The organism is Faecalimicrobium dakarense (assembly GCF_000499525.1).
Classification (GTDB): domain Bacteria; phylum Bacillota; class Clostridia; order Peptostreptococcales; family Peptostreptococcaceae; genus Faecalimicrobium; species Faecalimicrobium dakarense.
Genome location: NZ_HG529431.1, coordinates 55,519 through 78,269, shown reverse-complemented (window position 1 = coordinate 78,269; position 22,751 = coordinate 55,519). Strand labels below are relative to the sequence as shown.

Genomic DNA, 22,751 nt, shown 5'->3' with positions numbered 1-22,751 from the left:
GAAGAAGTATAGCATTGAAGATCAATGAATAGCTACGGTATAATAAAATTATATTTTAATTATGGAAAGGGTATTTATGAAGAAGAAAGTATGTATAGTAACTTATGCTAAAGAAGCAGCTTTATTTTATGCAAAAATTTTATCTGATTTATTTGGAGATATATTAGATTTAGATACTATGTGGGTAGGAGAAAAGCAAAGATTTGATAAGGGAAATCATGATTTATATGTAGTCACGACTTGTTCTTTTGGAGGAGATGTTATAGCTAAATCTAAACTATCTAAGCAAAATGACACAGTTATAATAGAAAGAACAATAGCGAAGGAAAGTTTAGAAAAGTTAAAATCTGTTCCAGATGGGACAAAAGCATTAGTGGTGAATATAACACCACGAATGTCTATAGAAACTATTGCTCATTTAACAGATTTAGGGATAAATAAAATTAAGTTTATTCCATATGATTCAAGTGATGATTATTTACCTAACTATGATATAGTTATAACGCCTGGAGAAACTAGACATACAAATAGTTTTGATAAAGAAATAATTGACATAGGGGATAGAGTTTTATCTATAAATACAATAGTTGAGATTGCAATTAAGTTAAACTTAGAAAGCTATTTAGAGAAAGAAAACTTTAGAGAATATTTCCAAAGCTTACCTAGGACAAATTATAGTATAGATCATTTATTTAATAAATCTATATATCTTGAAAGTAATTTCTCTATTCTTTTGGAAATTTTAGAGTTAGGCGTAATTGGGGTTGATGAAAATAATATTATTTATACTTATAATAAAAAAGCAAAATCAATAATTGATTTTGAATGTAAGAATATAATAGGAAAAAATGCTAAAGAATGTTTAAAAGAAATACCATTTGAAGAATGTAAAATAAATATGAAAGAAATAAATAATAAATTAATAAAAATAAATAACTTCGACATAGTTATATCTGTAAGACCTGTTGTACGGATGAGTAAATATATGGGTGCTTTTGTTATATTACAGAAATTTATGGAAGAGGAAAATAGACAACTTAAAATGAGGGCTCAATTATCTAATAAAGGTCACTATGCAAAATACACTTTTGATGATATTTTAGGTAAATCTGCAATCATTGAAAAAATAAAAAATTAGCTAAAAAAATGGCAACATCAAACGCATCAATAATAATAACTGGAGAAAGTGGAACAGGTAAAGAACTTTTTGCCAATGCAATACACAATGAGTCTAAAAGAAGTGAGTATCCATTTGTAGCTATAAACTGTGGTGCTATACCTGATAATTTACTTGAGAGTGAACTATTTGGATACAATGATGGAGCTTTTACAGGAGCTAAAAAGGGTGGAAAATTAGGTTTATTTGAATTTGCACATAAAGGGACTTTATTTTTAGATGAGATAGAAGCAATGAGCCCTATGCTTCAGATAAAGTTACTTAGAGTTCTTCAAGAAAAAGAAGTAATGAGGTTAGGTGGAGATAAACTAATAAATGTAGATGTAAGAATAATTGCGGCAACGAATGAAAAAATTTCAGACTTAGTTGATAAAGGAAAATTTAGAAAAGATCTATATTATAGACTATGCACATTGCCTATAGAATTGCCACCTCTTAGAGATAGAGGAGAAGATATATTCTTATTAATTGATAAGGCTATGGATGAATTTGGTGGAAATTTTAAACTTTCAAAAGAAGTTATAGAAATGTTTAAAAAACATAATTGGGAAGGAAATATAAGAGAACTTAGAAATTATGTAGAGTACATTTGTTATATAGGAGACGAATTAATAAAAAAGGAAGACTTACCAGTTTCATTTAAAGAACAAAGAAAATTAGAAAATAATATAGAAAAATTAAAAAATGTATCTGAATTAGAGCAATTAAAAAGGATATCTGGAAATAGAATAGAAGAGTACCTATTTGTTTTAAAATCAATAAGTGAGGCTCACAGAAATAATTTATCAATAGGGCGTAAGGCTATATCTGATAAATCAAAGAATGAGGGAATGAACCTTTCAGAACAAGAAGTTAGAACTATACTTATAAAACTAGAAAGTATTAATTTAATATCAATTTCTAAAGGTAGGGGTGGAACTAAGATGCTTATGGAAGGTATAAAATTAGTAGAAAATTTATAAAAGTAAGGGTATATTTGAAAATAAAAATTTACAAATATACCCTTATAAAATTTATATTAATTTAATAGCAAAAACATCTCTTTGGAGATGATAAAAAATCTATAAATATTTTTTCATATTTAGTCAATGTATAGTTTTTTCGATAAGCAATATAGTAATTAAATTCTATATTAAATCCGCTAACATCAATCTTTTTTAAATTAGAAGATCTAAGCTCTTGCCTTATAGAAACCTCGGGTAAAAACGAGAAGCATTTTTGTGAAGAAATAGAATTTTTAATAGCTTCCTGAGAGTTAAGAGAATAAATAACATTTAAATCGTTAAAATTTAAATTATTATTTTTAAAATAATTTTTCAAAACATTTCTAGTAGCAGAACCGTCTTCTCTTAAAATAAATTGTAAATTTAAAAGCTCATCTAATGTAATTTTATCTACTGCTTGATCATATCCCCCTACTAAAACTAACTTATCTGATAAAATAGGTGTGTAAATAATCTCATCATCAATATTAGACTCTTGTATTATTCCGATATTTATACGTTTTTCTTTCAGATCATTTATTACTGTATCAGAATTATTTAATTCAAGGGATATTTCTATATCTTCATAAATCTGTTTAAATGTATATATACTGCAAGGTAGTGCATATTCTCCAATACTTTTACAAGAACCTATTAAGAGAGGCTGTCTCTTATCTTGTAAATTTCTAAGATGAATCTGTAAATTATCTTCTAAAGATAACATTTCATCAGCATAATCAAAAACTATTTTCCCTTCCTCAGTAAGTTCTACTCCTCGATAACTTCTTTCTAATAAGTTTACACCTATTTCATTTTCTAGATTTTGTATTTGCATACTTAAACCAGGTTGAGTTAAATGTAGTTCTTTAGCTGATTTGGATATACTTTTGTACTTAGCAGTCATATAAAATGAACGTAAGTGGTCAAGATTCATATAATCACATCCTACAATATTATGATAAAAATATTATATTTTACTTTAATATACTAGTCAAATTAATATAAGTAAGATTTTAAGGCATAAGTAATCTCTATCTAGCTATAACCAATCCTTATCACATAGCAAATTATATATATAGTAAAATAAAAATATGAAAATATTAATATTAAGGGAGAGATTACAATGAGCAAAAAGATATTAATAGTAGGGGGAGTTGCAGGTGGAGCCTCAGCTGCAGCCAGATTAAGAAGATTAGGCGAAAATGATAAAATAATTATGTTTGAAAAAGGACCTCACGTTTCATTTTCTAACTGTTGTCTTCCATATCATTTAAGTGGGACAGTAGAAAGTCATGAAGATTTAGTCCTTATGCATCCAGAAAAATTCTTTAAACAATATAGAATAGATGCAAGGGTTCATAATGAGGTTGTTTCTATAGATAGAGAAAATAAATCAGTTAAGGTAGTAGATGTAATAACAGGAAAAGAATACACTGAAACGTATGACAAGCTAATATTATCTCCAGGAGCTAAAGCTATAGTTCCTCCTATAAAAGGGATTGATAAAGTTAATTTATTTACTGTGAGAAATGTAGTAGATATAGCAAAGTTAAATTATTTTGTAAAAGATATAAAAAGTAAAAACGTATCTGTAATAGGTGGAGGATTTATAGGAGTAGAGGTTGCTGAAAACTTAAAAGAAGCAGGATACAATGTAACACTAATAGAAGCAGGTAGCCAAATAATGAAACCATTTGATTATGATATGGTTCAAATTTTACACAAGGTATTAGATGATAATGGTGTCAATTTGATATTAGGAGATAGAGTTAACTCTTTTGAGAAAGATACTATAATACTTGAGTCAGATAAAAAAATAGAATCAGATGTTGTAGTTATGGCTATAGGTGTCGCACCTGAAACTAAATTAGCGGTAGAAGCTGGTATAGAACTTGGAGATACTGGAGCTATTAAGGTAGATCAAAATTATATGACAAATGATAGTAACATATATGCTGTAGGAGATGCTATAGAGGTTCATCATGCATTAACTAATTCGGTAACGAGGTTAGCTCTAGCAGGACCTGCTCAAAAGCAAGCAAGAGCAGTAGCAAATCATATAAATGGAATGTCTGTAAAAAATACTGGGTTTATAGGATCATCAGTTATAAAAGTATTTGATTACAATGCGGCTTCTACAGGTTTGAATGAAGGGTTAATAAAAGCTTTAGATTTAAATATAAAATACGAAGTTGTAAGAGTTATACCTTCTGATAGAGTAGGATTAATGCCAGATGCTTCTCCTATGCACTTTAAATTAATATATGAAGTTCCAACAGGAAGAATATTAGGTGCTCAGGCTATAGGTAAAGGAACTGCAGATAAGAGAATAGATGTAATTGCTACAGTAATAAAATTTGGTGGAACTTTAGATGATTTAACAGATTTAGAATTATGTTATGCTCCTCCTTTTGGTACAGCTAAGGATGTAGTTAACCTTGCTGCATATGTTGGTTCTAATTTATTAGATAGTAAGTTTAAGCAAGTATATGTTACTCAAGTTAGAGACTTAGTAGAACAAGGTGAATGCATAATAGATGTTAGAGAAGAAAATGAGTATGAGCAAGGAAATATAAAAGGTGCTATAAATATACCTCTTAGCCAGTTAAGAGATAGGATAGATGAAATACCTAGAGATAGAGCTTTATATATACATTGTAAGAGTGCTCAAAGAAGCTATAATGCATCATTAGCATTACAACAGTTAGGATTTAAAGATGTTTATAATGTTGCTGGTGGATTTTTAGGTATATGTTTAAATGAATATTTCAATGATAAATCAACAGGAAGAGAGCCTATAGTTACTAAATATAATTTCAAGTAATGTTTTATGATTATGATAAAAATATACAGTCTAAATGATTTAAATATATAACATAAGAATAAGGTCAAATATAACTTAAGCTAATATTAATCTATAAACTAAAGGTTGATAAAGATAAAGTTATATCTGGCCTTATTTTATTATTTTAAAAAATATGTTAAAAATGTAAGTATTAATGGCAATAATATAATTATTGCTAAAATTTTATAAAAACCTTAAAATATAAGGATATGAGTTTTTAAAATAAGTAAAAAGGTGATTTTATAATGATAAAAGAAATTATAGTAGTAGAAGGAAGAGACGACGTTACAGCAGTAAAAAGAGCAGTTAAGGCAGAACTTATAACTACTGGTGGATTTGGATTCCCTAAAGGTGTTATGGAACGTATAAAAGCAGCACAAGAAAGATGTGGAGTAATAATATTTACAGACCCTGATTTTGCAGGAGAAAAAATAAGAAAAAAGATAGCTGCAGAAGTACCAGGATGCAAGCACGCATTTTTACCAAGAGAAGAAGCTAAAAAGGATGGAGATATAGGTATTGAAAATGCCACTCCTAAAAGTATAATAGCTGCACTTGAAAAGGTAAGAACAGAGAGTACGGATAAAAGAGATGAATTTGGACAAGTAGATTTAATAAGAAATGGTCTTATCGGAAATGAAGATGCATCACATAGACGTGATGAACTTGGAAAAATACTTGGTATAGGATACGGAAATGCTAAGCAATTTTTAAATAGATTAAATAACTATGGAGTAAGTAGAGAAGAGTTTGAAAAATCTCTAGAAACTTTATAGTATAAATAAAAATAAGCAAAACAAAGGAGAAAAAAATGGATAGACTTTCATCACATAGAGCAACCAAAGATGTAGTTCAAAAGCACGGATTTAAGTTCTCTAAATCATTAGGGCAAAACTTTTTAATAGATGATAATGTAATAGATAGCATACTAGATGGAGCAAGACTTTCAGAGGGTGATAATATAATAGAGGTAGGACCTGGAATTGGTACACTTACTCGTGAAATGGGTAAAGTAGCCGATAAAGTAGTAGCTATAGAAATAGATAAAACTTTAATACCAATATTAAAGGAAACTTTAGATGATCTTGAAAATGTAGAAGTAATAAACCAAGATATATTAAAGGTTAATGTTCAAGAATTAGTAAAAGAAAAGTTAAGTGGAGGACCAGTTAAATTAGTAGCTAATCTTCCATACTATATAACGACTCCAATAGTTATGAAATTCTTAGAAGAAGATATACCAGTAACAGACATAGTAGTTATGGTACAAAAAGAAGTTGCAGATAGAATGAATGCAGGTCCAGGAACGAAGGATTATGGAACTTTATCGATAGCAGTACAATATTACTGTGACACAGAAATAGTTGCAAAAGCTCCAAGACACATGTTTATACCACAACCAAATGTAGATTCAACAGTTATAGGACTTCATGTAAGACCAGAGATAAAATACCCTGTTGATAGTGAAGAAATATTTTTTAAAACAGTTAAAGCTGGATTTAGCCAAAGAAGAAAAACTTTACTTAATGCATTAAGTACATTAGGTTTTTTAAGTAAAGAAGAAATAAAAGGAGTTTTAGCAGCAGCTAACATAGATGAAAAAAGAAGAGGAGAAACTCTAAGTATAGAAGAATTTGCTACTCTTTCAAATAAAGTAAACGAAAAGGTACCTTCAAAATAGAAGGTACTTTTTTATACCCATTAATCATATACTATTTAGAGAAATTATGTTAAGGGGGGGATTAGAGTGGCTTCTAAAAGAAAATTTAAAAGAGATTATATAATTCTTGAAGCTAAAGATATGAACTTTAGATATAAAGAGCGTATTTTACCAAAAGCTTTTGCAAAAGTAGAAATAAATGATGAAAAGTCTGTAGTAGCACTATATGTCGAGAACCTTAAGTACGTTAAAGAGGGATATAGAGTAGTGGCTATACAAAGCGATTATGACACTGTAGACTTAGGAAACATAGTAGTAAGTGAACAGGGAAAAGGTGAGTTCATATTAAACCTAGAAAATAGTGACGCAGAAATAAAAGGAATAGCAATGCTGTATGAAAAAACTGTTCCTCTTATAGGATTTAAAGGAAATAAAATTGAAAATTATGAAGAGATATTATTTACAGGGGACGACAGTTACGAAGAAGAAGAAGAAGAAGAGGAAGATTTTGAAGAGTATGAAGAAATTGAATATATAGAAGTAGATGAAGACGAAGATTTTGATGAATACGAAGAAATAGAGTATATAGAAATAGACGAAGATGAAGAAATTGAGGGGCTTAGTAGAAATCAAAGTGACTTAGAAAGTTACTCAGAAGAAGAGGATGATTTTGAAGAGTATGAGGAAGAGGAATATGAGGTAGAGGATGAATTAGAAGATGAAGTAGATGACGAGGTAGAGTACATTGTAGAAAATAGTGCAGAAATTAGTGGAAATATTCCTTATGAGCAGAAAAAGAGTAAAATAAACATTAAAAAGAAAAATGAAAAACCTAATATTAAAAAAATTATGAAAACTCATATGAAGCACATCAACAAGAGCCTTATAAATATGAACCTAAATCAGCTGGGGCATTATTAATGCCAAGACAAATTAAGAAGGGTTTAAAACTATTTAGGGAAGTTAAGCCTTTTGTATCTGATTATATAGAAGATACTAGATGGTGGAAAATAGAAGTAAATCCAGTTACATTATGCGGATACACAATGCCGAATTTAGGATACGTAAATACTCTAAACTATACAATGTATAGCGATACAGTAATGAATTCTTACAAATATAGACATTATTTATTTGGTGTTCAATATGATGAATATAATAAAAGAAAAAATTATGTATATGCAGTTCCAGGAAATAAACATGAGCAACCAGACAAAGGACGTACAGGATTTAATACTTACCAACCTTGTGATACAAGAGATGATAATCTAGGATATTGGTTATGTTTTATTGATTCTAGAACAAGAAGAATTGTAAAGTAAAAATTAAATTTTATAACTATTGATAATATCTTAATATTACTCTAAAATATATAGATATATACTAAATTTTGGGAGGAAATATCATGATAAATAAACAAAGAGTTATAGATGAATTTCTAGAGTTAGTACAAATAGATAGCCCATCTTCAAAAGAAGGCGCAGTAGCAAAAGTATTAGTTAAAAAGCTAGAAGAAATAGGCTGCGATGTTATAATAGATGACGCTGGAGTAAAAGCAGGTGGCGAAACAGGAAATGTAATAGCTACATTAAAGGGGAACAAAGAAGGAAGAACTTTATTATTCAGCTCTCATATGGACACAGTTAGTCCAGGAGAAGGAATAAAGCCTATAATAGACGAGGCAGCTGGAATAATTAAAAGTGATGGAACGACAGTATTAGGTTCTGATGATAAAGCTGGTATAGCAGCTATATTAGAGGGATTAAGAGTTATAAAAGAAAACAATATAGACCATTCAGATATACAAGTAGTATTCTCTATATGGGAAGAAGGCGGATTAAATGGAGCTAAATATTTAGACTACTCTAAAGTTAATGCAGACTTAGCATTTGTTTTAGATAGTGGTGGATCTCCAGGAGAAATAATAATAACAGCACCTGCACAAGATGCTATAAAAGTTAAAATAACAGGAAAACCAGCTCATGCAGGTCTTCAACCAGAAAATGGAATAAGTTCTATAATGGTAGCTTCAAGAGCTATAGAAAATATGAAGTTATTAAGAATAGATGAAGAAACTACTGCAAACATAGGTATAGTTAAAGGTGGTATAGCTACAAACATAGTTATGCCAGAACTAGAAATAGTTGCAGAAGCTAGAAGTTTAAGTGAAGAGAAATTAGATGCACAAACAAATCATATGGTAGAAACATTCAAAAAAGCTGCTGATGAATTTGGAGCTCAAATAGATATAGAAACAACTAGAGCATATGCACCATTTAATATAGATGAAAACGATGAAATAGTAGAACTTGCAAAAAAAGCTTTCTCTAACATGAACATAGAAGGAAAAACTGCTTCTACAGGTGGAGGAAGTGACACTAATATATTAAACAAAAACGGAATAAAAGCTATTAACTTAGGAATAGGTATGAAAAATGCTCATACTTTAGAAGAATATATAGCGATAGAAGATTTAATAAACTCTGCTGTAATGGTAACTGAGTTAATAAAAGAAGCATAATAAGAGATAGTGTATAATATACTTATCAAATCACCTAGCTAAAGCTAGGTGATTTTTCATTTTAGGAACAATGATAATTAATATTAAAAGTAAAATGTATCCATTTTCATAGAAAAATAAGTTTTTGCGTCAAAGTAAGGAACAATGGATATAATTAATTTGTGTAAAGAAATAGGGAGGTACATTATGGAAACTAGATATGAAGAAGCCAATAAGGTAACTATACAGGCAATAATATGGAATGTAATTTTAACGGCAATAAAAATAATAGCAGGGATTATAGGAAAATCTAATGCAATGATAGCAGATGGTGCTCACTCAGCATCAGATATAGTAAGCTCAGTAGGTGTATTAATAGGGAATTATGTGTCATCAACACCACAAGATAAAGAACATAATTACGGGCATGAAAAAGCTGAAACATTGGTATCATTTATACTATCATTATTATTAATGTTTGTATCTTTAACAATAGGGGTAGAAGCGATTAAATCGTTATTTAATTTAGATAAGCTTCAAATACCAACAGTATTACCGCTTATAGTATCCGTTATATCGATACTTATAAAAGAATATCAATACAGAATAACTATAAAGATAGCAAACAAAATAAACTCACCTGCATTAAAAGCAGATGCTTGGCATCATAGATCAGATGCTCTATCATCAGTAGCGGCTTTTGTTGGTATAGGAGGTTCTATGCTAGGATTTAAAGTATTAGATCCGATAGCATCAATAGTAGTAGCATTATTTGTCTTAAAAGTAGGTATCGATATACTAAGAAATTCTGTAAATGAACTTATGGATTTATCGATAGATGAAGATCAATCAAATCAGATAATAAAAATAGCAGAAAATACAAAAGGTGTTAGAAATTTAGGTGAACTTAAAACTAGAAAACATGGAGCTATGGCATATATAGATTTAACAATATGTGTAGATGGTAAGTTAACAGTAATTGAAGGCCACGATATAGCTCATAAGCTAGAAAAACAGATAATAAACGAAATGGAATTTGTAAAAGGAATAACAGTCCATGTAGAACCATGTGTCGAAGACTGCAAAAATTGCCTAGGAAATATAAATATAAAATAATTATATCTTAAAAAATGTTGATAAAAGTAATATAATAGTTTTATAATGATATAACCTTAGGGGGAATTTGTATGGCTAAAAAAGAAAGATAAAAAAAGAATTCTGGATTATAGGTGCTATTATATTATTTTTTGTCGTATATTTTATAGCATTTAAAATAGGAAGATCAATGGATGATACGTCTAATACACAAACTAAAAACATAGAGGAACAAGAGGAAGATACAAGATCGCTAGTAAACCAAATAAGTTCAAAAAAGAAGATATATGTGTCGGATTCTAAGGTTGAAAATGTAAAAATAGAAGAGACTTACTGGGATGAAATAAAAGTACTATTTAGTGAGTTTACTAAAGTAAGAAAACCAGATTCATTTAACCCAGTATATAATGGGTATTCAGATGATGGCGTAAGATTTTCTACAGACCTTAATTACTTTAGAGTTTATACAGTTAATAAGGAAGAGTATTATAAGATTCCAGTAGCAACTAAAAAAGAGTTTAATAAGTTAATAGATGAAAGTATATATACTTCATTTGATTTTATTAAGCAGTATAAAGGTTGGGAAAGTGTAGAGATAACTTATAAAGAAGAAACAAAAAAAATTCATAAGTGGAAATTTGATGACCTTGCTTATAAAATGGGTGCAAAAAGAATAGTAGGTAAAGTGCAACCAGAAAAAAGCAAAGAAAGAAGTGACTATAACTTTACGATAAAAATAAAGGGTGAGCATTACGATGCTAAAGTAGAAACTATGAGCAAAGACTATGTAAAAATAACTTCAGGAAAAGCAGTATCTTACTATGAAGTTACACCTACGTTATTTGATTATATAAAAGAAGATATATTCAAAATAGAAAAGTAGAAATACATTTAATAAAAAAAGTATGGTAAATAACTTACCATACTTTTTTACTATTCTTGTACTAATGCTTCCGCAACTTTGTATATTGTACCTGCACCAGCAGTTATAACTAAGTCATTGTCTTTAATATTTTCACGAAGATATTTTTCTATATCTTCAAAGCTACTTATATAAGTTACATCTACATGGTTTTGGTATAATTTCTCAACTAAATCTTTTGAATGTATGTCACCTGGATCATCTTCTCTAGCTGCATATATATCAGTTATTATAACCTTATCAGCAGAATAAAATGCCTCAGCAAACTCATTTAAAAGAGACTTCGTTCTAGTATAAGTATGAGGTTGGAATATGCACCATAAAGTATTTTTCTTCATTTTTTTAGCTGCAGATAATGTGGCTTTTAGTTCAGTTGGGTGATGAGCATAATCATCAACAATCAATGCACCATTGTAATTACCTCTAACTTCAAATCTTCTACCAACACCATTATAAGATTGAATATTCTTTCTTATAGTATCTAGGTCTATAGAAGACACAAAAGCTGTAAGTATAGCAGCAGATGCGTTATATATATTGTGAAGTCCAGGAACAGCTAATTCAAACTTACCTAGGTTTTCACCTTTGTATTCTAATTCGAATATTCCAAACCCTTGTTCATTAAATTCTATGTTTTTTATTATTGCATCATTAGATGCTTCTCTTCCGTATTTTATAACAGTAGCTTTTACATCATGTAATATATCCGATGTATTTTCATCATCACCGTTTATTATAAAGTATCCATCGTTAGGAAGTAATTTACCAAACTTATTAAAAGAAGCTTTTATCTCATCTATACCAGAGAAGTAATCAAGATGATCTTCTTCAATATTTAAAACGATAGATATTTTAGGATTAAAGTTAAGGAAACTATCTACGTATTCACAAGCTTCTGTAATAAAGTGATCAGAGCTACCTATTTTAACATTACCACCTATAACACTTAAGTTACCACCAACTAGTATAGTTGGATCTAAATTTGCATACTCAAATATTGTAGATAGCATAGAAGTTGTTGAAGTTTTACCATGAGTTCCAGAAACCGCGATAGAGTTTTTGTATTCTCTCATTATTTGCCCTAAGAAAGCAGCTCTATTCATAGTAAGTTTATTTTTTTCTTTAGCAGCTATAAGTTCTTCATTATCTGGATGAACAGCGGCTGTGTAAACAACCATATCTACATCGTCAGATATATGTTCTTTTTTGTGACCAATGAAAATTTCTGCACCTTGAGATCTAAGTTTATCTAAAAGGTACGATTCGTTAGCATCCGAACCAGACACTTTATAGTTTTTATTAAGGCATATTTCAGCTAGAGCACTCATACTGATACCGCCAATTCCAATGAAATGTATCTTCATAACAAAACCACCTTTCTTTTTAATTAAGTTCTACAATATGAACTATATGTGTGGTATAATAATAAAATGTTCAATATTTTATCATAAATATACATATACTAAATTACATACATATATAATATATTTATAAACTAATCAAAACATAACAAATATTATATCATAATAAATATCGTTGTGCATTACTTAGTTTACAAAGGATACAACTACAATTGTAGGAGGGAAATTTAATGAAATTTAAAAGAACTGAGAGAATCGGAGCAATAGTAAAGATACTATCAGATAATCCAAACAATATATTTACATTAAGTCACTTTACAAATCAATTTAACGCAGCGAAATCTACTATAAGTGAAGATTTAATAGTCGTTAAAAATGTATTTGAAAAGTTAGAATTAGGTAAAGTTATAACTATATCAGGAGCAGCTGGAGGAGTTAAATATATACCTAAAACATCAAAAGCAGAAAATGAAGAATTCTTAATGGAATTATGTGAAAAAATAAGTGATTCATCAAGAATACTTTCAGGAGGATTCTTATATTTAATAGATTTAATATATGATCCAACTATCGCTTCTAAAATAGGAAAAATATTTTCTTCAAATATAGATTATTCAGATGCTGACTATGTTGTTACAATGGAGACTAAAGGAATACCTATGGCTTTAATGACAGCAAAGGCTATGAATTTACCGCTTGTTATAATAAGAAAAGACATAAAAGTATCAGAAGGTCCGACACTTAGTATGACATATGTAAGTGGTCACAACACTAAAAAGGTAGAAAGCATGAGTTTACCAAGAAAGGCACTAAAGCCAAACAGTAAAGTTATACTTATAGATGACTTTATGAGAGGTGGAGGAACTATCAAGGGAATGGTAGATCTTATGAATGAATTTGGTGCAGAGGTTATTGGAACAGGAGTATTTATATCAACAATAACTCCAGAAGAAAAAATGGTAAAAGACTACATATCATTAATTCAATTAGATGTAGACGGGGAAAATATCATAGTAAAACCGAACTTAAAAACGTTCAAATATGAATACCAAAATGAAGATATCGAAGGCATAATCGAAGACATAGATACGTTAGAAGAAGACAGCGAAGAATAATCCTACAAAAAATAATAAATTTTATAAAAATAAGAAGGGTATTGTAAAGATTCCTAGAATTATTATAAAAAAGAGTCTAATATTATAAATATATTAATTTGTCAAAATTAAAAGGGGGATATAGGGATATGAAGATAACTGACGTAAGAGTAAGAAAAATAACTGATGAGGGGAAAATGAAATGTATAGTTTCATTAACTTTTGACAATTTATTTGTTGTACATGACATAAAAGTAATAGAAGGGCATAATGGATTATTTATAGCTATGCCAAGTAGAAAAGTTGGAGAAGGTAACTTTAGAGATATTGCACATCCAATAAATGCTGAGATGAGAGAAGTATTAGAAGATTCTGTTTTAAAGGCATACCACGAAGCAGTTGCTCAATTAGAAGTTGCAGCTGAATAATTAAAAAATAATATTATAAATATAAAATAAATTATTGGGAGTCGAACTATTCGGCTCTTTTTTGTGTTTAAAATTTTTGTTTAAATCTATACTTTTTTGTAAAAAGATGCTATATTAGTTAGTGATACTAAAGACATTGTATACAAACAAGTAAATTTACATAATATAGAAATATATAAATATATATAGAATAAAACAAAAATGAATGGAGTGGAGATATGAACTTTAAAGCTATAATCCTTGCTGCAGGCAAAGGTACGAGAATGAAGTCTAAACATCCAAAAGTTGTACATAAAGTATGTGGTAAAGAAATGGTAAACCACGTAATAGATGTTTCTAAAAAATCTGGTGTCGAAGATGTGGTTGTAATATTAGGACACGGATCAGAAACTGTAAAAACTCAAATACCGCAAGATAGTATGATAGCAATGCAAACAGAACAATTAGGTACTGGTCATGCTGTTTTAATGGCGAAAGAATATATAAATGATAATGACACAATAGTAGTTCTTTGTGGAGATACACCTCTAGTGAAAGAAGAAACTTTAAAAAGACTATTTGATTATCATATAGAAAATCAATATCATGCAACAGTTCTTACAACGAAAGTTGAAAACCCAACAGGATACGGAAGAATAATAAGAGACGAGAATGAAGATTTATTAAAAATAGTAGAGCAAAAAGATGCTAATGAAGAAGAGAAGAAAGCAAAAGAAATAAATTCGGGAATTTATTGTTTTGACGGAAAGAGCTTAAGAGAGTCATTAGATTTATTAGATAATAATAATGCTCAAGGAGAATACTATTTAACAGATACTATAAAGATAATGAGAGATAAAGGTCAAAAAGTAGGAGCTTATAATGGTTCAACAATAGAAGAACTTATGGGGGTTAACTCAAGGGTAGAACTATCAAAAGCTGAAGAAATAATGAGAAGAAGAATAAATGAATCTCATATGGTAAATGGAGTTACTATAATAGATGTTAATTCAACTTATATAGAATCAGATGTTGAAATAGGAAATGATACAATAGTATATCCTGGAGCTATGCTAAAAGGAAATACAAAAATAGGTTCAAGTTGTATAATAGGAATGAATTCTAGTATAACAAATTCTACAATAGGAGACTATACAGAAGTAGAAAGTTCAACAATAATAGATAGTACAGTTGGAGAAAATACTACAGTAGGTCCATATGCATATCTAAGACCAAAAAGTAATATAGGCAATAATGTTAAAATAGGAGATTTTGTAGAGGTTAAAAATGCTACTATAGAAGATAACTCCAAAGCGTCACATCTTTCTTATATAGGGGATGCCCATGTTGGTAAAAATGTAAACATAGGTTGTGGAGTAGTGTTTGTAAACTACGATGGTAAAAATAAATTCAAATCAGTAGTAAAAGATGGAGCATTTGTAGGATCAAATTCTAACCTAGTTGCGCCTGTAACTGTAGAAGAAAAAGGGTATATTGCTACAGGATCTACTATAACTGATGATGTTCCACAAGGAGCATTAGCAATAGCAAGACAAAAACAGGTAGTAAAGACAGGTTGGGTAGAAAAGAAAGACTCAAAAGATAACAAATAATTAGCTAATTATTTTAGACTAAAGATTAGCCTAAAATTTATTAATAAATATATCATAGTTTTTAAATTTTCGGGAGGATACCAATGAATACTAGCGGAAGCGAAATCAAAATACTTGCAGGAAATTCATCTAAGGAATTAGCAGCAAAAATTGCTGATTTTATAGGTGTACCAGTATCAGATTGTGAAGTCGGTACATTTAGTGATGGTGAAATATGTTTAAACATGAACGAAACAGTAAGAGGGTGCGATGTTTTCGTAGTTCAATCTACTAACAGTCCAGTAAATGATAACTTAATGGAACTATTAATAATGATAGATGCATTAAGAAGAGCATCAGCTGGTAGAATAACAGCGGTTATACCATACTACGGATATGCTAGACAAGACAGAAAAGCGAAATCAAGAGATCCAATCACAGCTAAGTTAGTTGCTAACCTTATAACAGCTGCTGGGGCAGACAGAGTATTAACTATGGATTTACATGCTGCACAAATTCAAGGATACTTTGATATACCATTAGATCATTTACAAGGTGGAAACATATTAGCTGATTACTTCAATGAGAAGAACATAGAAGATTTAGTAGTAGTTTCTCCAGACTTAGGAAGTGTTGCTAGATCAAGAAAGTTTGCTAATAGCTTAAATGGAGAAGTTCCAATAGCTATAATAGACAAGAGAAGACCTAAAGCTAACGTATGTGAAGTAATGAATATAATCGGAGAAGTTAAAGGCAAAAATGTTATATTATTAGATGATATGATAGATACAGCAGGAACAATAGTAAATGCTGCAAATGCTCTTAAAGAATTCGGTGCTAAAGAAGTTTACGCTTGTTGTACTCATGGTGTATTATCAGGTCCAGCTATAGAAAGAATAGATAATTCAGCAATAAATGAATTAATCGTACTTGATACTATACAACTTTCAGAAGAAAAGAAAATAGATAAGATAAAAGTTAAAACAGTAGCTCCATTATTTGGAAATGCTATAAAGAAAATATTTGCTAACGAATCTGTTAGTGTATTATTCTAACTAACAAAATGCACCTCATTTTTATAATGTAGGTGCATTTATTATTTACAGGAAATTTTAATTTGAAAAATTTACCAACTTATGTTGACTGGTTATATTACACTAAAGTATAATATACTAAAGTATAATTTTTATATAGAGTAACAAAGAAGTACATCCAGTATATGGGCGCTTTGGATGTATGGAGTTAGTAGCGCAACCGACGACTATATTCAATTCACTATCATTGAAGTATAGTCATTTTTTATGTCCTAATTTATTAAGAAAGTAAAAAATTAGGACATAAGGCAGAGTATGGGAGGGATGCAATGAGGTATAAAAATATCAAAGGATTTACCTTAGTAGAGCTTCTAATAGTAATAGCAATAATAGGTATATTAGCAGTGGTAGCGTTACCAGCGCTTGTTAAGAATATAAATAAAGCTAAACTTATCGAATTAGAGTCAGATTATACTTCAATAAAACAAGCAGCTTTACAATATTATGCTGAGTATACAAGTTTGCCACCTCAGGGATCATTAGATGTATTAAGTGACTATCTAGAATATATCCCTAAAAAATCACCTATAGGTAATGGTAAATACTCATTGATAACTTCAGATGTAGCTGGAGGTGGAAGTGGATCTTTATACCTAGTAGTAGGTCTAAAAAATGAAAATTGTTGGTGTGGAAATGATAAAGAAATTCATGGTTCAAGTATAGAGTGTTATGACAATGATAAATTAATTAATACTAAAAAAAGCTTTATAGAAAAATTATATAAAGATTTTGGAGAAAATATAATATTCCAATTTGATGGGATTAAATTTATTGTTATAAGTAAACTTTCAGATATAACAGAAAATCCTATTGTTGGATTTAAATTAATAGATGATATAAAAAATTAATAAAATGAAAAGATGGATAATATCGATAAGATAAATTGTATAAAGTTATAATTACGGTATATAGAGATAAGGAAATATATCCTTTATATTGGCGCTTTGAATGTATGGAATCAGTAGCGCAACCGACGACTATATTCAATTGTCAGTATTGAAGTATAGTCATTTCTTATGCTTAAAATTAATTCATAAACAAATATATTAATATAAATATGAGGTGGTTTTGTTGAGGAATAGAAACAGCAAAGGGTTTACATTGGTAGAATTATTAGTAGCAATAGCAATAATAGGGATAATAGCAGTAGTAGCAGTTCCTGCGTTATTTAAGAATATAGCTAAATCAAAAATAGCAGATTTAGAAGGAGATATAAGCGCAATCAAAAGTGCAGTTTTATTAGATTATGCGGAAAATGGAGAGTTGAATAGAGGGTTTGGGGATTTAGATAAGATAGAAAATTATATGGAAGGTATAGATGAAATAAGTCCAATAGGTGGAAGATATTATATAGAAGTTGAAGGTAAGAATGAAAATAGAGGAGAAAATCTTCCCTTTGGTGGTTATAAAATTGATAAAAATGGAAATTTAAGCGAATATAAATATGTAAAGGATGACTATAAAATGGCGCTTTTACTTAGGGCTGAAAAATGGGATAATAATATTCCTATTGATCAGCCTAAAATAACATTAAAACAATTAGAAAAATTAGCTAGAGATATTGGATATGAAAGAGTTTATATATCAGGTAAAGAATTTAGTGAAAAGGGTAATGAGATTTATATTGGCTTAATATCTCAATAATATATAAATTATAGATTAATAATAAGTTAAGTATGAGGAAGAGAAGTAGCAAAAGATGAATGTTAGTAGTAGCAATAATAGGAATATTAGAAACATCATCATTTTAATGAAAAGGCTGTATATTAAAGGCTACAGGAAATTTAAATTAATATAAAAAGGAGAGAGGTAAATGTTTAGTAAGAAGAAGGATAATAAGGGGTTTACGTTAGTAGAGTTATTAGTAGTAATAGCGATAATAGGAATATTAGCAGTAGTAGCAGTACCAGCATTATTTAAAAATATAGAAAAAGGTAAAGTGGCAGACTTAGAGGCAGATATAAGTTCAATAAGAAGTGCATCATTATCAGTATATTCAGATACATCATCATATCCAGAAGGACCAGTTACTGGGAGTGGAGGAACTGAACTGATAGATAAAGAATTAGAAGGATTAAGTAAACCATTTGAAGGAACTTATTCATTAAGTAAAGTAGATATAATGGATGCTGATACTCCAAGTAAAAAGGTAGGAGAGAAATTACAACTTACAATAGGAAAAAATAGCTCTTCAGATATGAAGAAAATAAGTGCTGAAGGTGTAAAGAAGTTGAGAAAAGATTTAGGAGATAAATTATTAACACCATCAGGAGAAAGTGAAGCGACATATTTAGTTATAGATTTAATAGTAAATAAGTAATAGCATTATAATATATTTATATATAAAGTAAGTTAAATTATAAAAAGATACTATATAGATAAGGGGGATTTAGAATGTTTAAAAAGAAAAATAATAAGGGATTTACACTAGTAGAATTATTAGTAGTAATAGCGATAATTGGAATACTAGCAGTAGTAGCAGTACCAGCGCTATTTAAGAATATAGAAAAAGGTAAAGTAGCAGATTTAGAGTCTGATATGAGTGCAATAAGAAGTGCAGTGTTATCGTATTATGCGGATAACTCAGAGTATCCAATGGATGATCCAACAGCTGGAGATGCAACAAATATACCAAATGATGAAAAATCAGTCCAATTAAAACCAACGTACGCTCCAGCGTTAAATGATAAAAAAAATGCCGGAACAAAGGCACTACTTTCTGAATTAGAAGGTTTATCATTCCCATATGAAGGATATTATGAACTAACAAATGCGACTGGAGATGCTACAGGTCAAACAATTGTAAAATCTCCATCTAGATTGTACTTAAAAATGGTAACTAAGGATTCAAATACAAACATAAGTGCTAATGGAATCGATAAATTAGCTAAAGACTTAGGATTAGAAGAATCAGCTACAGCAGATAGCGATGGAACTAAAGTATTTGTTACAACAGGGACTGGTGGAGATAATGGTAAGCAAGTAATAATAATTCCTCTAGTAAATAAATAAAAATATTAAAGAGAAGATTTACTACATGTAAACTTCTTTTTTTAATGTAATTTAAATATGAAATAATAAAAAATGATATAATTAACATGAGAAGAGGTGAGTAAAATGTCACAAAAAGTAAGGATAGGGGATAAATTAGTTGAGAGCGGATATATATCCAACGAGCAACTAGAAAGAGCCTTATCTCTTCAGAGAGGTACAGGTAAAAGAATCGGAGAAATTTTAATAGAGCAAGGTCTAATAAGTGCAGAGACACTAACATCAGTACTTACAGATCTTTTAAATATAGAAAGTGTATTACTAACACCATCAATAATAGACCCAAGAGCAACAAGTCTAATACCAGAAAATATATGTAAAAGATATACAATATTCCCATTTAAAATAGAAAACAATAATTTATCAGTAGCAATGGCAGACCCACAAGATAGAGTAGCTATGCAAGATATACGCCGTATATCCGGAAAAAATATAATACCATACATATCAAGTATAGGAGAAATTAATCAAGCGATAGATTCATCTTACTCAAATGCAGATTTAAGTAAAGCAATAAATGAGTATGTTCAAACAAAAAAGAAAGTGCTCATGATGAAATAAATTTAGATGACGATGTAAATGCAGCACCAATAGTAAGACTAGTACATAGTGTAATGGAAAGCGCTGTTAGAATAAAAGCTAGTGACATACATATTGAACAAGACGGCGATTTTATGAGGATTAGATTTAGGATAGATGGTCTACTTAGAGAGCATATGAAAACAAGTGCCAAGCCATATAAAGCAGTAGTGAGTCGTATAAAAATCATGGCAGGGCTTAATATATCGGAAAAAAGACTTCCTCAGGATGGCAGAATTATTCAAAATATAGATAACAAGAGTATAGATTTTAGAGTATCGACAATGCCAACTAGTAAAGATGAAAAAGTAGTTATGAGAGTACTTGATAAAGCTAGCTTTATGGTTGGAAAACATGGACTTGGTTTAAATGATGATAATATTAAAGCATATGATGAGTTATTATCAAAGCCGTATGGTCTTATATTAGTAGTAGGACCAACAGGAAGCGGTAAAACAACTACACTGTATTCAATGCTTAATCAATTAAATAGCGTAGAGCAAAATATATTAACTATAGAAGATCCAATAGAATATGAGCTTGAAGGTATAAATCAATCACAAATAAATGTAAAAGCAGGTCTTGATTTTGCAAATGCATTAAGGGCTTTTATGCGTCAAGATCCGGATATTATAATGGTTGGGGAAATAAGGGATTTAAATACAGCAGAAATTGCAATAAGGGCATCTCTAACAGGTCACTTAGTTTTAAGTACGCTTCATGCAAATACATCAATAGGTGCAATATCAAGACTTATAGATATGAATGTTGCCAGTTATTTGATAACATCATCTGTAATAGGTGTTGTATCTCAACGTTTAGTAAGAAAGTTATGTGATGATTGTAAAGAACCATATAACGCTGAATTGGGAGAAAAACAGGCCTTAGGATGTTTAGCAAATGAAGAAGTGACTTTATACAAAACAGTAGGTTGCCCTAGATGTGGTAATCAAGGATATAAAGGTAGAATTGGTGTTTATGAATTTCTTATGATGAATAAAGAGATAAGAAATTTAATAAATTCAGGTGCAAAAGAAGATGAAATATTAGAGATGGCAAAACAACATGGAATGCAAGTTTTAAAAGATGATGCAGTAAGAAAAGTTTTAGACGGAACTACTACAATAGAAGAAATGTTAAAGGTAACATTCACAGCTCAATAAGAGGTGGTTAGATGAAGAATTACAAATATACAGCGTTAATGTTAAATGGCAAGAAAACCAAGGGGATAATAACTGCCAATGATTTTAATGATGCTAGAAGAAAGCTAAAAGAGAAAAAAATTAGAGCTTTAGAAATTAAAGAACATAGAGAGTACTCTTTATTTAGTAATAATAAAAACTCTAAGAAAAAGCTTAAATCAGATACAATAAGCCACTTCTGTAGACAATATGGAATAATAATTTCATCAGGTATAAATAGTATAAGCGGTCTAGAGAGTTTAGCAAAAAGGTCAGGTAATAAGCTATTATCAGAAGAAATAAATCGTTTAGTAAATGATATAAAATCAGGTTCAACTTTAGCAGATTCTATGTTAGATGATAAATCAAAGTTTCCTAAGCTATTATCAGCAATGGTGGCAACTGGAGAGGCTACAGGAACTCTTGAAGATGTATTAAAAAGCATGTCTACATTTTATGAGAGAGAACATAGGATAACTCAAAAAATAAGGAATGCATCCACATATCCAACTATAGTTGGACTAGTAAGCTTTATTATGTTATTTATATTTACTAGCTTTGTAATGCCAAAGATGATGGAATCTATCGTAGAAGTTGGAGCAACTATGCCACCTTTAAGCAGATTTATAATGAATATAGGTATGTTTATGAAAAAATACTGGTATCTAGTTTTAATAGCAATAATAATTGGATCTTTATTACTCAAGAAGTATATAAAAACACCTATAGGTAGGCACAATAAAGATGTTTTAGTTACAAAAATACCTTTACTTAATAAAGGTATAAATGCCATTGTATCAATGAGATTTTCTAAGGCACTTTATTTGTTTGTTTCAACGGGATTCCCATTACTTCAAGGGTTAGATTATATAAGAGAGGGTTTAAATAACTCAATAGCAGAAAAAGCAGTACAAGAGGCAAAAGAAGGGGTTATAAGAGGGGAAACTTTGGCAGATAATCTTGAAAAATCGGGTTACTTTGATCCTGTTCTTATACAAATGCTTTCTATAGGAGAGCAAACTGGTCAATTAGAGAATATAAGTGACCAAATGTCAGAGTTTTATGAACATGAGTCAGAAATATATTTAAATAGAATGGTGTCAATGATTGAACCAATAATGATAGTAATGGTTGGGGTAATGGTAGCATTTTTAGTAATAGGTGTATTTTTACCAATGTTAAGTATTTATGACGCGATTTAGGAGGAAAT

At 29.6% G+C, this 22,751-nt stretch carries 23 protein-coding genes and 2 riboswitches; of the genes, 21 read left to right on the top strand and 2 right to left on the bottom strand.

The features are described from left to right. The first annotated feature begins 61 nt into the window (after positions 1-61). A complete protein-coding gene (locus BN899_RS18780; protein ID WP_147568604.1) occupies positions 62-1,138 on the top strand; it encodes a transcriptional regulator in 1,077 nt (358 codons plus the stop codon). A gap of 8 nt (positions 1,139-1,146) precedes the next feature. Beyond that, positions 1,147-2,139 carry a sigma-54 interaction domain-containing protein gene (locus BN899_RS18775; RefSeq protein WP_052356901.1) on the top strand — a complete coding sequence of 331 codons (993 nt, stop codon included), beginning with the start codon at positions 1,147-1,149 and terminating at the stop codon, positions 2,137-2,139. A 61-nt stretch (positions 2,140-2,200) separates the two neighbouring features. Here BN899_RS18775 and BN899_RS17425 read toward each other — a convergent pair whose 3' ends face one another. Continuing rightward, positions 2,201-3,094 (bottom strand): LysR family transcriptional regulator, encoded by an 894-nt coding sequence (locus BN899_RS17425; protein WP_042278097.1) that lies wholly within the window; start codon positions 3,092-3,094, stop codon positions 2,201-2,203. Between the two features lie 189 nt (positions 3,095-3,283). Between BN899_RS17425 and BN899_RS17420 the strand changes: the two genes are divergently transcribed. The 8 genes from BN899_RS17420 to BN899_RS17390 all read left to right on the top strand — a co-directional run bounded on the left by BN899_RS17420 (position 3,284) and on the right by BN899_RS17390 (position 11,143). Continuing rightward, the gene (locus BN899_RS17420; RefSeq protein WP_042278094.1) at positions 3,284-4,984 is read left to right on the top strand and encodes an FAD-dependent oxidoreductase; all 1,701 of its coding nucleotides are present in this window, start codon (positions 3,284-3,286) and stop codon (positions 4,982-4,984) included. A 266-nt stretch (positions 4,985-5,250) separates the two neighbouring features. Then, a complete protein-coding gene (gene rnmV / locus BN899_RS17415) occupies positions 5,251-5,781 on the top strand; it encodes a ribonuclease M5 (RefSeq protein ID WP_042278091.1) in 531 nt (176 codons plus the stop codon). A 35-nt stretch (positions 5,782-5,816) separates the two neighbouring features. Continuing rightward, positions 5,817-6,686, top strand: a complete 870-nt coding sequence (rsmA, locus tag BN899_RS17410; protein ID WP_042278089.1) for a 16S rRNA (adenine(1518)-N(6)/adenine(1519)-N(6))-dimethyltransferase RsmA — start codon at positions 5,817-5,819, stop codon at positions 6,684-6,686. Positions 6,687-6,752: 66 nt separating this feature from the next. Further along, complete coding sequence (locus BN899_RS19155; RefSeq protein ID WP_147568603.1) at positions 6,753-7,586, top strand: hypothetical protein; 834 nt, start codon at positions 6,753-6,755, stop codon at positions 7,584-7,586. Then, on the top strand, positions 7,586-7,987 hold the full coding sequence (locus BN899_RS20005; protein ID WP_081712313.1) for a hypothetical protein: 402 nt from the start codon (positions 7,586-7,588) through the stop codon (positions 7,985-7,987). The genes BN899_RS19155 and BN899_RS20005 overlap by 1 nt, the downstream gene beginning before the upstream one ends. Before the next feature lie 83 nt (positions 7,988-8,070). Next, on the top strand, positions 8,071-9,186 hold the full coding sequence (locus tag BN899_RS17400) for a M20/M25/M40 family metallo-hydrolase (protein ID WP_042278087.1): 1,116 nt from the start codon (positions 8,071-8,073) through the stop codon (positions 9,184-9,186). A gap of 186 nt (positions 9,187-9,372) precedes the next feature. After that, positions 9,373-10,281: a cation diffusion facilitator family transporter gene (locus BN899_RS17395; RefSeq protein ID WP_042278085.1), complete on the top strand. Its 909-nt coding sequence runs from the start codon at positions 9,373-9,375 to the stop codon at positions 10,279-10,281. A gap of 169 nt (positions 10,282-10,450) precedes the next feature. Continuing rightward, the gene (locus BN899_RS17390) at positions 10,451-11,143 is read left to right on the top strand and encodes a hypothetical protein (protein ID WP_242824233.1); all 693 of its coding nucleotides are present in this window, start codon (positions 10,451-10,453) and stop codon (positions 11,141-11,143) included. A 50-nt stretch (positions 11,144-11,193) separates the two neighbouring features. On the opposite strand, the gene murC is transcribed toward BN899_RS17390, so the two are convergent. Continuing rightward, the gene (gene murC, locus BN899_RS17385) at positions 11,194-12,546 is read right to left on the bottom strand and encodes a UDP-N-acetylmuramate--L-alanine ligase (RefSeq protein ID WP_042278081.1); all 1,353 of its coding nucleotides are present in this window, start codon (positions 12,544-12,546) and stop codon (positions 11,194-11,196) included. A 227-nt stretch (positions 12,547-12,773) separates the two neighbouring features. Between murC and purR the strand changes: the two genes are divergently transcribed. The 11 genes from purR (at position 12,774) to BN899_RS17335 (ending at position 22,743) form a co-directional block, all read left to right on the top strand. Beyond that, positions 12,774-13,658, top strand: a complete 885-nt coding sequence (gene purR, locus BN899_RS17380; protein WP_042278078.1) for a pur operon repressor — start codon at positions 12,774-12,776, stop codon at positions 13,656-13,658. Positions 13,659-13,786: 128 nt separating this feature from the next. Next, entirely contained in the window at positions 13,787-14,065 is a 279-nt protein-coding gene (gene spoVG / locus BN899_RS17375; RefSeq protein WP_042278076.1) for a septation regulator SpoVG, read from the top strand. 218 nt (positions 14,066-14,283) lie between these two features. After that, a complete protein-coding gene (gene glmU / locus BN899_RS17370) occupies positions 14,284-15,657 on the top strand; it encodes a bifunctional UDP-N-acetylglucosamine diphosphorylase/glucosamine-1-phosphate N-acetyltransferase GlmU (RefSeq protein ID WP_042278074.1) in 1,374 nt (457 codons plus the stop codon). An 83-nt stretch (positions 15,658-15,740) separates the two neighbouring features. Beyond that, positions 15,741-16,691: a ribose-phosphate diphosphokinase gene (locus BN899_RS17365; protein WP_042278072.1), complete on the top strand. Its 951-nt coding sequence runs from the start codon at positions 15,741-15,743 to the stop codon at positions 16,689-16,691. Between the two features lie 132 nt (positions 16,692-16,823). After that, positions 16,824-16,904, top strand: a riboswitch (cyclic di-GMP riboswitch). A gap of 95 nt (positions 16,905-16,999) precedes the next feature. After that, positions 17,000-17,578, top strand: a complete 579-nt coding sequence (locus tag BN899_RS20225) for a type IV pilin protein (RefSeq protein WP_081712312.1) — start codon at positions 17,000-17,002, stop codon at positions 17,576-17,578. Between the two features lie 56 nt (positions 17,579-17,634). Beyond that, positions 17,635-17,715, top strand: a riboswitch (cyclic di-GMP riboswitch). An 86-nt stretch (positions 17,716-17,801) separates the two neighbouring features. Further along, on the top strand, positions 17,802-18,374 hold the full coding sequence (locus tag BN899_RS18755) for a type II secretion system protein (RefSeq protein WP_081712311.1): 573 nt from the start codon (positions 17,802-17,804) through the stop codon (positions 18,372-18,374). A gap of 169 nt (positions 18,375-18,543) precedes the next feature. Beyond that, a complete protein-coding gene (locus tag BN899_RS17350) occupies positions 18,544-19,050 on the top strand; it encodes a type IV pilin protein (protein WP_042278070.1) in 507 nt (168 codons plus the stop codon). Between the two features lie 74 nt (positions 19,051-19,124). After that, positions 19,125-19,742 (top strand): type IV pilin protein, encoded by a 618-nt coding sequence (locus BN899_RS20000; protein ID WP_081712310.1) that lies wholly within the window; start codon positions 19,125-19,127, stop codon positions 19,740-19,742. Between the two features lie 105 nt (positions 19,743-19,847). Then, positions 19,848-20,342, top strand: coding sequence for a GspE/PulE/PilB domain-containing protein (locus tag BN899_RS19995; protein ID WP_242824232.1), 495 nt, complete (start codon positions 19,848-19,850; stop codon positions 20,340-20,342). A 53-nt stretch (positions 20,343-20,395) separates the two neighbouring features. After that, a complete protein-coding gene (locus tag BN899_RS17340; RefSeq protein ID WP_242824231.1) occupies positions 20,396-21,523 on the top strand; it encodes a GspE/PulE family protein in 1,128 nt (375 codons plus the stop codon). Positions 21,524-21,534: 11 nt separating this feature from the next. Next, entirely contained in the window at positions 21,535-22,743 is a 1,209-nt protein-coding gene (locus tag BN899_RS17335; RefSeq protein ID WP_042278068.1) for a type II secretion system F family protein, read from the top strand. Positions 22,744-22,751 lie beyond the last annotated feature (8 nt).